Origin of the sequence: Fluoribacter gormanii (assembly GCF_900156395.1) — a bacterium.
GTDB classification, from domain to species: Bacteria; Pseudomonadota; Gammaproteobacteria; order Legionellales; family Legionellaceae; genus Legionella; species Legionella gormanii.
This window is the reverse complement of sequence record NZ_FTNL01000005.1, coordinates 118,731-133,223: the sequence shown is the minus strand read 5'-3', so window position 1 is coordinate 133,223 and position 14,493 is coordinate 118,731. Positions and strand designations below refer to the sequence as shown.

Genomic DNA, 14,493 nt, shown 5'->3' with positions numbered 1-14,493 from the left:
CAAAATGTTCTTCTTCCAATTATAAACCAAACTCACTCATATTTTTTTATTATGTTGTTTTATGAAGAAGAATCAGTTGATTTTAGAAAAAGTGACGGTTCAATCAATATGAAGTTTTTTATGCTTAGAAATGATTTAGTAGGATCTGCTGATATTGAGTCTTATAATCATGAAGTAACGAGGAGGAGCTACCACGTCCATGTGGCTCGCGTCATCCATGACGCTCTGTATTCCTTTTGAAAACATCCATTGTTTATTTCCTCGTTCTGTTAAGGATAGCAAAATTTTCTAAAAGGTCATTACCTTATGTGCTTAAATTTTTGTAAGATATTTCTTAAAATGAGCATATGTTCCTTGAAAGACGCTGAGTTGGCGTGTTCATAAGGATAGACAGACTTAAAAAATTCCCAGGTTTTATGCTGTTAATCTATTTATCCGGCAATACATCAATTTTGTTTACAAAACATTTAGTTTCGCCACTCCAGGGGAGAGTATAGGCATCACAATGATAGCTAATGATTACATGTTTGTTATTTTGCATGGCAAAATCAGCTTGCTCTACCAGTTCAGATTTGAATTGCCCCAAAGTAAAATGAAAAGCACGTCCACTTGCTCCACTGGCGTTTTCTAAACCACCCAGAATCATTTCTCCTTCATAGGTCCCCCAAATCCTACCTTCTTTGGCAACCTTCACAATAACTCCGGATTTTTGCCCTTTTTGTACGGACCAGCACCCGGTTAATAAACAGCAAGTGATGAGTAAAATGGATGATACGAATTTTTTTTGCATAGCTGTATTCTATTGTTCGAGTGACAAACACTCTTTTAGTTGGTTTGTCTATTATTGTAAAGCAGTTTTACTGTTGACGTAATATTAGATTTAATGAATGGTTTCTTTTCGGTGCTATTCACTTTTATAATTTTTTATTTTTTTAAATAAGCGGAGTAGCTTGATGTTGAGTTTATTTTCTAATTCAGTAAGGATTGTTTGATAGCGCTCGGAGTGTAACTCTGCAACAGAACACTTGCTGGCAAATAAAATATAGTTATCGCTCACTGTAGGACAAATAAATAATTCAGCAAAATAATCTCGCATGGATAGAATAAAAGGGGAATTCAATTCAGGAAGTTCATGGAAATTGATAACCAGCCAGCCTGTATCATCCAAAACACGATAAGCTTGTTCGATAAACTGTTGTTGGATTTGAAATGAGTCCATTCCATAATCAAGGTACATGTCAGCAAAAATGACTTGCGTGTTGTTACTTTTTTGAAATTTGATTGCAATCTGGGCGTCTGCAATTAATATTTCAATATTTTGACTTTCTGGTAATTGAAAAAAATTCGTTGCTACATCATATACTTTCTGGCGTAGTTCAATACAAAAAAGCGGGCACTCGGGTAAAAGAAAGTGAAGGCAATGAATCAAACTCCCTCCGCCCAAGCCCAATAAAGTGATATGGCTTGGTTTTACGAATGCAAGAACTAACAACATCACGCGAGTATACTCATGTACGGGAATATGAGGATATTGAATATAAATACCGGTCTGATCATAGACTGGATCGAAATTTAGCGCTCTAATATTTCCTCTATCAATTACGAAAATATCCCCCCAGGAATCATGCGTGCGATAAATTATCGTCTTTCCAAAGAAATCAGTATCTGTAATATTCTTAGCGCTCAATCGTTTATCCTTTATAGCTTACCCTTGAGCAGGCAAATCATTCATTTTGACGGATTCTATCTCATGTTCCAAGACAATTTTTAAATTCATTAAGTAGGGAATTTAAAAAGAAAAAGCTATTCATCAAAAAAATTCGGTCTACCTATTTGAGTCTGCAACAAACCATAGGCCTTGATTGGCCTATGGTTTCAAAAACAATAAATTAAAATTTATAGATTGGTAGAGAATACTGATGGAGTATAACTTTCTTCTTGACTCTTATTTCCTGACTGCAAGGAAAATACACCAAGTTGAGTTGCTGTTTTTGCGCTACCTGGGGCCAGAGAAACCTCTACAGGTTTTTTAGCAAACAATTTTTTATCATCAAGCAGTGTTTTACCATTACTGTCGGTAATAGTTAAATATAGGGTTTCGTTGTCTTTATATTGTTTTGATTTTAGTGCAACAAATTGCCCCGACATATCATAAGCACAAACATATTCCTCTGATTTTGCATCAAGGGTTGTGTTATCAACCACTTCCATGCGACAGTTAAATAACTCTCGAACAGCCGCCCATTCCTGCAGTTTCTCTTTTTTATCTAAAGCCTCAGCAAAATCAATCGTATCTGTATTAAGAACAAGAGAGCCAAAGAGTTTGGCTACTTCATCCAATACTGAAGCTTGAGTTATACCATAACTTAAGATAAAGAATTTATTACGAGCAGGAACCAGAGAGGACTCGTTTTTCAAGGATATAACTGATTTTTCAAGAGCCATACTGAGTGCGGTGTTATCGCCTATAGTATTCTCGCCATCGGTAAATAATAAAATATTATTATGTTGGGTTGATTTCATAAGCATCGATAATTGATCGGAGACCGTACCAAAAAGACGCGTATATCCTTTAGCTTTTAACCTATTCACATTTTCAGACAATTGGACAAAATCCTTTTGTCGGTAACTGCCCATGCCAACATTTTTAGTTTCGCTGTTAAACTCACTAATATTAATCACTGCATCGGGCTGAAATTTAAATAAGGCATCGGCGAACTCAATGACACTCTTTTTCAACTTGGTTAAGCGCGGTCCTTGCATACTGTCACTGGTGTCTAAAACAAAATGATAAGTAGGGGGTGTCAGTGCTTCGGGAACGAAAAAATAGGGAGTCACTTCAAGCGTATCCTCGCTCACTCGTTTTTCTGCATAAAAAATCTTTTTATCTTCAAATGAATTCGAGTGCACCAAAAGCAAAGGTGATTTTCCATCAATTAAAATGAGTTCTTGCTGGTGATTTTTTAGAAACTCTTTGACGTTAAATTTTATCTTCTCACCTTCAATACTCATGTATTGATAATTCAGGGAATTAAATAATGGAGCATAGGCGGCAGAGGGTAATTGGATGTTCAAGTATTCCTGTTGCTCATCTATAGTGAAATCGAGTCCAGTAAGTTGCAAAACATTCAATACGGCCAGGCAAGATTTTCTGTGTGTATCAGCGGTTACACTATCAGCGCAGGAGGCTTGATTAATCTCATCAGTCAGTAACTCAGCAAGAGTTACTCTGTTCAGGGCTGGTTTTACAGTATTTTGCTGTAAAAGTTCTTGCAACTCAGCCGCCAGACGTTCACTTTCCTTTGTTGTTTTGGAGTGAAAAACAACGCGCTCATCATGACATACCACTTTGGTATCATCTATATGAACACCCATAGCGCTCAACAATCCCACCATGTTTTTTGTGCGCAGCATATTATTGGCAAGATGCTTCATAAAACTCCCCTTTTATTAAAATAAACACAAATTGCCAGGGATAATACACAGAAATTAAAGGTAATCATAGACAATTACCAATGCTTTATTTCAATTTGAATTGGATAGTAAGTACAGACCTATTAAAACAGGAAACTGGTAGATAATTTAATGCGCTTATTTTTGCCATTTTCAACTTTATTAAAACAAAGAATGCAATTTTAAAAAGATTTTTTAAATGAGTACATTGAAATCAATTCATTGAAAATAAAAATAAAAATTTTTATAGAGCTTTGAATTTGGCCTACATGAAAATCTTTGTGCTCAGATGATGGCTCAACTCATCTCTACCTGCGTGCCCGCGATGAGTTTGTGGCAGGTAAGCAGTGTGGATAATGATCAAACATATCCTTTATTCACCAATAATTTTTATAAGGACTCTTTTATCGCGGCATCCATCGAATTCGCCATAAAAAATTTGCTCCCATGGTCCAAAATCAAGCGCTCCTTCAGTAATAGCAACTACAACTTCTCGGCCCATTATTTGCCTTTTTATATGAGCATCTCCATTATCTTCTCCAGTATTGTTATGTTGATAATGCGATATGGGTTCATGCGGGGCCATTTGTTCTAACCATTTTATATAATCCTGGTGCAGACCTTCCTCATCGTCGTTAATAAAAACCGATGCGGTAATATGCATTGCATTGACTAAAACGAATCCTTCCTGAATGCGGCTATCTCTCAGGCATTCACGTACCTGTTCGGTTATATTGATAAACCCCATCCGTTCAGGAACGTGGAACCATAATTCTTTTCGATACGATTTCATTGGATACCTTAAAAGCGACAAAATTTTGAAATAAAATCAAAGATATTACTCTAAATAATAACAATGACACGGTGAGAGATATTATATACCAGCGTTGTGCTGGCCACATAAAATGTGCCTCCAATTTCTCATGTTAGTACGCAAAGCATTGTTTCCGAAACCATTAAACACGGTTTTTTAGGTTTATGGTGGTATAAGCCATAACGGTTCTTTCCTGGTAACGGATTTTCAGCTTCATCCTTCGGAGTTTCGGTCACTTCACGTTCCTTTTCAGGGAAGGGCTCTATTGTTGTGATTGGAACTAATTCAGGTACAGGCCCCTTTTGGGTTGCAAAAATATAATGAGTGACGCTTGCTCTCAATTCAAGGGCTGCTCGCGTAGCTGCTACATCCTTGGGATATAGATAATATCCATAACGAGTCGACTCAAGATTGAGGAGATCCATAGGAAGGTAGATTTCAGAATTTATTGAAGAGTAATGTCCAATATCGAACCCAAATTTTAGACGTTTGTTCTGAAAATCAATAATTTCTACCTTTGTCGGACAAGAGCCGTTCCCTCCCGGGGTATAGCTGATAAATAAGCCGCCCAATTTCACTCTATTTAAGTTGCGCCCACTTTTCTTGATAATAAAATCCTCCTCGCCATAAAGATAATTGTCCAACTCTTCGGGTTGGATTTTTTGTAATTGCTCAAGGTTAAACAGCTCGCCATCAAATATTTGGCTGGCATACCGCCAGTAATCCCCTCCAACACTCCGTTCATGTTGTGGGTAATTCACTAAAAAAGGTTTAAGCTTTGAGTATTTGTAGTCTAAATAAAACAGTTGCTGAAGAAAAAAATGCTTGCCTGAGAGTTGACAAATCTGATTCACATTCGTTAACCCAGGCACTTTTGCGAAACAATTTCCGAATCTTTTATCTAAGTCCCCAGTGGTGATTCGATAGTCAGGGAAGGGGGCCTGCTCAATTTGAAGTTTCCACTCATCAAGTATGGAAATTACCTCCTCTTGAAGAGGGAGTTCTGCCTTGTCCGTTCGATGTTCTGCTTGAATTAATTGAACGTGTTCGAACAGGTGGCCAAATGGATGTTTCTTGGTAAAAATAGTGCTTGATAATGTTTGCGGAGGATAATGCGCGAGTATTTTTTTTAAAAACAGTAGATTGGTTTCATGTCTTTCTGCAGATGAATGCATCAGTCGTTTCAGATCCTTTAACATCTGGATCCTCCATTTTATTTGACTCTCAAGAGGATGCTCCGCAAGATTTTTTTCAAAGGAGTTAAAAAAATCTTCCAATGCTTCTACATGTTCAAGAGCTGCATCGGGAACCAGGCGTACATTGTTCAAATAACTCCATTCAACATTCACTTGGCTCAAATCGATGTTGCGCATATCCAGATCAATAAGTTGAGCATAGGCTAGGTTCACGCCGCTAAAATCAGCCCCATCAATGAGGGTGCCATCAAGTACCGCACCACTCAAATTAGCCCCTCTCAAATTTGCTTGCCGCATATCAGCGAAATTCAATGAGCTACCGCTCAAATTAGACCATTTCAAATTTGTTTGTTGCATATTAGCAAAATTCAATGAGTTACTTCTCAAATTTGCATATCTTAAGTCTGCGTGAGCTAAGTTTATTTTGGACATGTCCATCGAGAAGATATAAGTATGAGAAAGCGGCGCATGCGATAAATCTGCATCAACCAATTGGACATTTGGAAAATAGACAAAGGGTAAAAGATTGAGGTAGCGTTTAGGAAAAGTTTTTAGAAATAATTCAAATAATGCATTTGCTTTCACGAAGCTGTGCGCTGAATAAGCAAATTGAGTTGCTATATCAATCTGTAGGGTATTTTGGATAAGTATAAGTAGATGGTCTCTCGTCTGTTCATCGATATGCGAAGCAGTGCTGATCCTTTTTAATTGTTCGATATCGGGAAGCCGTTGATCATGACGAGTCAACATGTAACAGGCTACCTCGTAATCTGACATTGGCATTTTATGTTCAACCAGACTTTTTAGAGCCTTGTATTCGCTTGTCCGTTGGTATCCTTCAACAAAGTCATAGGCTTCCTTTGGGGCGACTTCATTTAAATGGGCGAGAACTTGCACTGGATTTTTTTTAAAGCGCACTGCAAAAGCGGTACCTGCAGTAGTTGATAAATCTTTTGATGCAAGCTGGGCGGAGATTAAATCCTCTACATCCAAATGAGTCAAAATACTCACTTTTACCTCTTCTGGCATCGAAAAAAAAAGATGCTCTTCCTTTGAGGTCATGACGGAAGGCACTGCCGTCTGTTGGTCACTAAATGCAGCGTTGTTCACAAACCCAAATAATTCATGCGTTTTTAATTTTAAATCATCAATCTGAGCACGAAGCTGCTTTAGCAATTGGTGCAATTCATCATCAATCTTATGGTTGGGTATGTTTTCAACGTTATGCTTTCTATCAGTATTGGGGAGTCGTTTAGCAAAAGCATTGATGATACTGGTTTGAAGCACGTCACATGTTAAAAAAAAGGCAGTCCAATGGTTGCGAACTTGGACATCATCAAGTTCATTTCGCAGGGCGATCACATAGATGAGATTCTCCCATTTATAAAATTCTTGCAGATTTCCAATCCTTTTCTTTAGTGACAAAAGAATATGAATCATGTTATAGGAAAAAGGATCAGTACTTTTGAGTAGTTCATTACTGGGAGTGCCATAAAAATTGAAGAAGTTTTGTAATTCACTGAGCTGGGTAATAAATCGTTCTATTTGGGATAGCAAATCGGTAATACTGTAGGTGGGTATATGGGGGTAGATCTTTTTGATTTGATCTTTTAAATTTTTCATTATTTAATTCCTTTTCAATACTGGATACATATATGAGGACATTGAGCAACCAATGGATCAGTTTCAAACTTTAAGTGCATAAGTGTTAAATCAGCTGACCAATTGAATGAGAAAAATATGAGTGAACGGTTTTTAGATTTCCTGGATAAAACGTGAAGGTGTTTTCATCGAGAATCAAGAGGGCAGTTTACTTATAATCTTTCTCAACAGCCAAGCTGGATTTTTGATTAAGATTGCTAAGTTACCTGTCCTCCGTCATTACCGATTTCTTGGGGAAGTAATGAAATAAGTTAAAAATCAAGCGGATTGTACTCGTTTCATAACGAATTTTAAAGAAGGTTTATTCCTCAGAGTTAAGCGAGTTCCCTTGCTGTATTGGGGTCCAATTTCGTGATCAAGGAAAATACATGATCCATTTCCTGGGTTGAAAAGGAATTCTTCAAAAACTTCATGCTGCGATAAGTCAAAGTAAGTGCGTCTAATGCTAAGCCGGGTTCCCAGGCTATTAGTTGATGTTGATCGATTAATTCCAGAATAAACGTTAAATAGGGTTTTAAAATCGATTGCTCATTTGCATCAAGCAATGATTCGCACATGGCGATGTAGGATAATAATTTTACTTTGTTACTGATGGCGTCTTTGTGCAGCAATTCAATTTGCAGGGGAGATATATTGGGTTTTTTGGTATTCAACTGAGCAATGACTTCTTTTATTTCTTGTAACTGATTTTGCTCTATTGCAGATAAGGTTTTCTCACTGTCTATACTTTGTGAGTTCTTTTTGGCGATAAACAGGTTAAGTTGTGGTACGTAGTCTTCACTTAGAAAAGGAGTCTTGTCGCTAAATTTTAATTTTTCAATACCTGGAATTCTATTTATAAAATGAACCAATTCACATTTGATTGTCTCATAGGCAGGATTAAAGGCGCCGTCGAGCTTTTGCAAGGCATTAAGGCTAATTAAATTTAAATCGAGCCAAAAAGGTTCTTGAGGGAGTATTTCTTCTGTTGTGGCAACTATTTCAGCCCAATTTTTCGTATCTTGAACTCTTTTGATGCGTTCTTGATTGAAATACTCAGGAGGTTTTACCAGCGTCAACCCATCGTCGTTAAAAGGTATCCTTGCTATTCCACCCCATGCTGCAACACGATTTAAATAATAAGCATAAGGATTGGCTCGATCCTTTTCGATTAATTCGCGTGCGAAGCGAGTGCATAGAAGGAAGGCCGGTTCTAAATTAACACTCGCTTCGTTCTGTTGATTTGAGCTCTGCATCTCAATAATCGGTTGCTCTTGTGATGCTGTGGGTAGGACAATGACTTCAGTGGACTCGATCTTTTTTTGCAAATTTGAAAAAAGCTCGATATTTACACCACGGGTGAGTAATTCTCGCTCGAGATTTTTTAATGTGCTACTACTTGGTTGCACAAACTCTTCATCTTCTGCACCTAATTTGATCTGCTTTAAATGATTCAGTGATTGGGTCGCATACCAGTTTAGCGCCTCAATTTTGGCTTTTAGTCGTCCCTGAGGATAGGCTTCTTCCCAGAAATGTACGATAAAATCTAAAAGAAAATTTAACCCCGCTGCAAGCCCTCTAAATTGGTATTGATTAAAGAGGCCATAAGCCAAATAAGAAGCGATTTGAATGTCTTTAGTATAATAGGTCAATAACTCAATCGAATTATCAATAATGCTTAACCAATGGACATCTGAGGATTGCCCGACTCGAGATAATTTTTGCACTTCATTGCGAATCAGGGCGTATTGAGAAAACTCATAACATTCTTGGCCTGCTTTATTCAAGCCCGGGATGGGTTGGGTTCCCAATTTGTTGATCGAGTCAATTTTAAACATCGTATTCACCCTGGGCCCAGCAATCAGTGATGGTTCTTGGAAGCTTTGATACATGCGAGAGATTCTTTTGCGCTACTCTGTAATCTCTTTGTGCTGCAAAGTATTTTGCAATTTGCCACATGATGTCATGGCCACCTTTTATGTAGTAACTAACACGAATCTTATCAATTTTATTCGCTTGTAAAAATTTTGTATGTTCAGGAAAGTTATGCGGATAAAAATCTTTAATTCCAGTGTCAAAGTCCTGTAAAAAGTGTAAAAACCCTTCATCTCCTTGGTATGGAATTACTAATTTAGCCCCTGGGAAGAACAACGTAATCTCAGTTGGGCCACAACTCTCTAATTGCCAATTAGGAATTTTTTGTTGTGATGGGTAATTATAATTTTCCAAGCTGTATTCTTTTTCCTTACACTCAACATGTAATACTGTTTTATAAGGCAATACGGTAGCCTTCACATCAAGGTTTGTGGGTTGAGCATAGATCATTAAATTAACCGGGGAGCGCTCTTCGGGTTTTTGTTTCAAATGGCCTAATGCTTCCAGATCTTCATTGATTCTCATTCCAAAGGTTAACAACTGGTAATACTGCTCTTTAAACGGAAATTCATGGCCTAAAATGTATCTGGGTAAGAAATGGGTTCCTATTTGCTTCATGAAAGGAAGAGCGTATTTGTCATTAAAGATCCAGACAAGGCCACCTTTAGCAAATAATGTTTGATTTAACTCTTCACCACTTAAAGCAATCGTTCGGAGATACACTTCATCCAGCCACTTCTGTTGGATATAGCACGATGCAAAACGATTTGTATAGTCAATGTAATAGTCCAATGGACCACGCATCAGTGTCCAAAAAGGATTAGAAGCGTCGAGTTGATCAAAATGTTCAAGAGCTCTTCTCATATCAACTAAAGCTTGATAAGCCTGCATAACTAATGAAGATTGTCTGTCGACTTCACTTTGACTTAAATACAACTCCCGAGCATTTGTATAAGCCTTGACTGATTGTACGTAAGGTTCCTTATAAAGTTGCTTTAATAAATCACGATATCTCATATAAGATTTGGCCGCATTCACTTGAGTGTTGAAGTTTAGCTTATTAGCAACACTCGGCGGTCTGTTATAAACATTACTGGGACTATCTGCTTTCAACTGAGAGGGCTTTTCCTGCAGTTTTTTCATCCAATCTGACATGAGATCGGAAAGCTGCTTAAACTCAATTCCTGTCTCACTATTATGGCTGTACACCATGAGGTCGGAAAATTGTAAAACAAGTTGAATCCAATGAGGCTTGGCAAAGGGAAGGTTGCCCTGAAATTCTGATGCTAAATCTTGCAAGAAGGCATTATAAGGGCTGGTGGTTTGCAGCATGTCATTAAAGGTTTGATCCCATTCATATTGAAAGGCCAGGGTTTTCGTTCCTTTATAAAAATTAAGTGCAAAGTTTTTCCATACATTAAGACGTGTTTCGGAATACCACACCTCAAAGCTACTTTTGGATCGGCTCATATCGATGTATAAGGGAAGAGCATGGTTAATTTGTACTAGTAACGATTGAATGGCCGCAAATCCTGCTTTTGTGTATGCGGGGTCAATAAGGTACTCTTTAACAACATTAGATCCTATCCAGAAGCTGTTTAATCCCAGTTCAGATGCATTGTCTTGAGTATTCGCCCATGCAAGTAGCCAACGCAAATCCGATGCCAAGAGATGTGATTGATCAAGCCAGAGAGTTAATTTACCAGCCTCACCCCTTAGTTGCTCGGAATTTGAATTCCAAATGACATAATCCTTGTATAATGGGCCAAACGTGTTAAGAAAACGCTCCGGTAATCGATTGTAACCCAAGTATTTAATCTGTGGATCAGGCATCTGCATTAGCGTAGTGGGGCTTACACCGCTAATTATTTTGGCCTGGATTAAATTAATCCGACTTACCATATTCTGAACCAAGTAGGCTTTCTGGGTGTCAGTAAGACCTCCGTGAGTAAGCATCTGCTCCATACGATTATCAAGAAGCATTAAGATGTATTGTTTAAAATGATTGACATATTGCTCGCTATAATAAGCGTATAATCGATTTAAACCGCCTCGGTAAGGTAATATTTTAATTTGCAACTGATTTCTAAAGAGATCAAGCTGCCCCATCAAAACATGATAATCGCCAAACTGAAGTAAATTTTGTTCCAATTGATCTGAAAAGGATTCTTTTTTAGGTAAAGGTTTTATCAGTTCAACCAAACGATTTGATGTTGCGTTGTAGACATAAATTAGATAACCCGCAGCAAGAGCGCTCGCAAAATACCAAACACCTAGATATTCCCATCTCCGCTTATTACGTTGTTTAATTTCGGAGTTTAATAAAGACATAGGACGGATGAGGGAGAGCTGGATTTGATCAATAAAATCATAATAAAAAACACTCTCTTCCTTGCCATTGTGCTGATATTCACCCAGTAGATAAACCCCATGCAGTACTGCGGGTTCTGTATAGGGGGAGGAGGCAAAAAATAGATTGGTAAACCTTGAATAGTTTTCTTCAAGCTTTCTCAAGGTTAATGGAAAGTTAAATACAGTTACATCGATTGGTTTTTGAGTATCAAATAAAACAATATCAATTACCTCATCCGCACGATTGCTGATGTAATTAAGCGGTTCCACTGATGTTGAATCTTTTAATGGATTGGTCACAATATAACCCATTGCTTGACTCCACAAGTTGTCAGGCATGAGTTCTACGTATTCATCAAAACCGGTCAAGTCATTGCATTGGGTAATGCAAAAAAGGACTTGCTGGCGATAACCGGTCATTAGGCTGACTTGATCCACTCTGTCTTTTAATGTTCGAGCATGATGGGCAATATCTGATTTATCGTCATTTAAGAGCTTGGAGGCGGGTAGTTCGATAACAATTTGATCAATAGGCGTAATTGTTTTCTTTTGACTCTTAATGTACTTAAGAAAATCCAGCCATTGTTTTTCTACTTTTTTTGAGGTGTTGGATTCCAGGAGTTCTGCATCAACACACCATATGGCAAAATTATCAAGAACATAAACCTGATTGCGTTGCAGGGCTTCGTCTTCAGCATCACCTACCATAAAATGGGTATGTAGTTTCAGTCCATTAGAAAGGAGGATTGTTGTTTTACCAAAAAAAATGATCCAGGGCATTTGCCAAAAACGCTTTGCACCACCGGCGATATGATTTGTTTCTATATGATTGAGCGCATTTTCCAGGGTTAAGCGCAATCCTTCTGTCTCAATTTTTTCGCCGGCTTCTTTGGCTTTCGCGGCGTTCCTATTTTTATACCATTTTCTAATAGCCCAGGTAATGCTATCGAGTATTATAAAACCCAGAAGCATTGCTAAGAAAATGAGTATTCCTACCCATATTGGATAATCTAGATGAAATGTTATAAAGGTGGCATAGGCCCCCAAAATAACCACAAGCAAGATCCAAAAAATGATATGTCCTAATCGTCCCATTTGACTCTCTTGCTTACTTAATTAAATGTAAATAATTAGTAACTGTATTATTAATTACAAAATAAAAAAAGAAATAAATGATTAAAATCACTGGAATAGGTAACAACCACCAAAGTAAACTTCGATATTGATCTAATTTTGGGGGGGTAATTTGCAAGTTATCATTTTTATAAGCCAAAGGGAATGCAACAAATTCAGAAGGGTAATTTGCCATATTAAACCCATGGCTTAGTTGTTCTAAGGCAAAATTTTTATATTTTAGCAAGTCAGGCTTATCCAGTGGTTTATGATACACCCCTTCAAATCCTAGAACCAAACATCGGTAATAAATTCTAAACAGGTCTTCTTGTTTGCTTGGGATCTTGCTTAAACGGACAAAAAACTCCTCACCAGCGCTGGTTGTATTAAAGTACTCAGCCTGTAATAATTTGTCTTGCCACTGTCTAACACCTGGCCAACTTGTTTTTTGTACCAATTCATCAATCCAGGCACAAACCGCAAATAAAGCGGAATTCAGATTATGCTTATCTACCTCATTTTCTTTCAATTTAATCTCGGCAATTAAAGTAGTAACTTTGCCTCTGAATTCATCATAACTCACTGTCGCGAACTGATTTGTATTTAAATCCCAGACGTATTTAAATAAATCATAAAAAATGGTTTGAAGATTCACCTTAGCCTCCTACCGCGACAATATCGATTATTATGTCTACAGGTGTTTTTCCAAGATAAAAGGCAACCTTGCGTTCCAGCTCGATTTTGGACCACATTCCCGAATTGTGATCAATATGATAATAAAGACAGTTCGCGCCTTTAGGTACTCCCTCTGGAGCTGAGATAAGTCTGGAGATAGGTGTTCCGGGTAAAGCAAAGTCTATATAATTCTCAATTTCTGAATGAGCACATAACTTACCAAAATCTTTTATCATTTCAGCAATTTCCTCTTGATCATTTTGTGCATACATAACTAAGAAATAGTTTCTGTTTTTTTGGATAAAATTATTACCCAGATCGGCCCAATAATGATTTTTCTCTTTAACCATTCGTCGGATACGATCGGGATCTGCAGTAATAGCCATTAATAGCTTATTCATTAGCTCGACAATCAGGTTAAAACTTTTACTCAAATTACTGTGATCGTATACAGGTATGGCTGATACATTACCACTTCCGCCTTCGAAAAAGTTAATCTCCGTAGAATAAAAACTTAATTCACCAATCATATGCTGAAGTAGGCCGAACACTTGCCATGGGTGAACCGTTTTGGCATTGAGATAATGTTCCATAACCGGAACATTTCGTAATAATGAGCGTAAAGAAAATAAACGTCCGAAGTTACTTTTATCTACTTGGGTACTGTATGAATCAAGCGGTTGTTTAAATTTTTCTAATTTACTCGTTGTCTTAACTAAATCGCTTAAAAGGTGATTCATTGATGAATTGAGATTTTTGTGAGCACTCAGGCTGACACAGGAAGGATAAAAATTAGGATCATAAACAACTTCATCTTTTGTTGTTCGTCTCAATTCTGCTACTTGAATGATCGAGTAATTATGGGTATTTTCAATTTCGAATTCCCAAAATAATTTGACAACATAGTATAGACACCTGAGATGAGCCTGTGCTCCTTGATGGTAGTAGTCTGGAAGTTCATCCCCCGCATTCCAACTAATAAAGCGAGTATTCACATTGCTTAAGTTGTCGAGACTCTCTACAACAGTGACGTTGCCTATATTTTTTGAAAGCTCTTTTACACCGATATACACCTTAAGTGAGTTTGCATTCGCTGGCCATTCCGACATAAAGGAACGAGGTAAAAATTTGGCATTAACATCGATTTCAACAAACTCGCCAGAGGGTAAAAAGAAGGCCATTTTTTCCACGTCGAAAATGCCACTTTTCAGTGATTTTTCATTCACTACCAAATCAGTAAATCCCCAAAAGAAGGGGGTTATGTAGCGTAAAAATTGAGAGTGTATGTAATGTTGATTGAGTTCAGTATATTGAAAATGTTGGGGCTGTAGAAAAAGTCCATGTTCCCAGTCAATTGGTGTATTCCAAATCATA

Annotated in this window: 9 protein-coding genes; all 9 read right to left on the bottom strand. The window is 37.5% G+C overall.

Features of this window, described 5'->3' with window-relative positions:
• Nucleotides 1-427: 427 nt before the first annotated feature.
• Nucleotides 428-790, bottom strand: coding sequence for a hypothetical protein (locus BW930_RS05045; RefSeq protein ID WP_058467051.1), 363 nt, complete (start codon nt 788-790; stop codon nt 428-430).
• Between the two features lie 114 nt (nt 791-904).
• Nucleotides 905-1,687, bottom strand: coding sequence for a class I SAM-dependent methyltransferase (locus BW930_RS05040; protein ID WP_058467052.1), 783 nt, complete (start codon nt 1,685-1,687; stop codon nt 905-907).
• Between the two features lie 209 nt (nt 1,688-1,896).
• Nucleotides 1,897-3,435 (bottom strand): VWA domain-containing protein, encoded by a 1,539-nt coding sequence (locus BW930_RS05035; protein ID WP_058467053.1) that lies wholly within the window; start codon nt 3,433-3,435, stop codon nt 1,897-1,899.
• A 391-nt stretch (nt 3,436-3,826) separates the two neighbouring features.
• On the bottom strand, nt 3,827-4,246 hold the full coding sequence (locus BW930_RS05030; RefSeq protein ID WP_058467054.1) for a secondary thiamine-phosphate synthase enzyme YjbQ: 420 nt from the start codon (nt 4,244-4,246) through the stop codon (nt 3,827-3,829).
• Nucleotides 4,247-4,374: 128 nt separating this feature from the next.
• Nucleotides 4,375-7,086 carry a pentapeptide repeat-containing protein gene (locus BW930_RS05025; RefSeq protein ID WP_058467055.1) on the bottom strand — a complete coding sequence of 904 codons (2,712 nt, stop codon included), beginning with the start codon at nt 7,084-7,086 and terminating at the stop codon, nt 4,375-4,377.
• 353 nt (nt 7,087-7,439) lie between these two features.
• Nucleotides 7,440-8,942: a TssA family type VI secretion system protein gene (locus BW930_RS05020; protein WP_058467056.1), complete on the bottom strand. Its 1,503-nt coding sequence runs from the start codon at nt 8,940-8,942 to the stop codon at nt 7,440-7,442.
• A complete protein-coding gene (locus BW930_RS05015) occupies nt 8,935-12,426 on the bottom strand; it encodes a type VI secretion protein IcmF/TssM N-terminal domain-containing protein (protein WP_058467057.1) in 3,492 nt (1,163 codons plus the stop codon). Before BW930_RS05015 ends, BW930_RS05020 begins: the two co-directional genes overlap by 8 nt.
• A gap of 13 nt (nt 12,427-12,439) precedes the next feature.
• A complete protein-coding gene (locus BW930_RS05010) occupies nt 12,440-13,099 on the bottom strand; it encodes a DotU family type IV/VI secretion system protein (protein ID WP_058467058.1) in 660 nt (219 codons plus the stop codon).
• 1 nt (nt 13,100) lies between these two features.
• A complete protein-coding gene (tssK, locus tag BW930_RS05005; RefSeq protein WP_058467059.1) occupies nt 13,101-14,492 on the bottom strand; it encodes a type VI secretion system baseplate subunit TssK in 1,392 nt (463 codons plus the stop codon).
• Between the last annotated feature and the right edge of the window lies 1 nt (nt 14,493).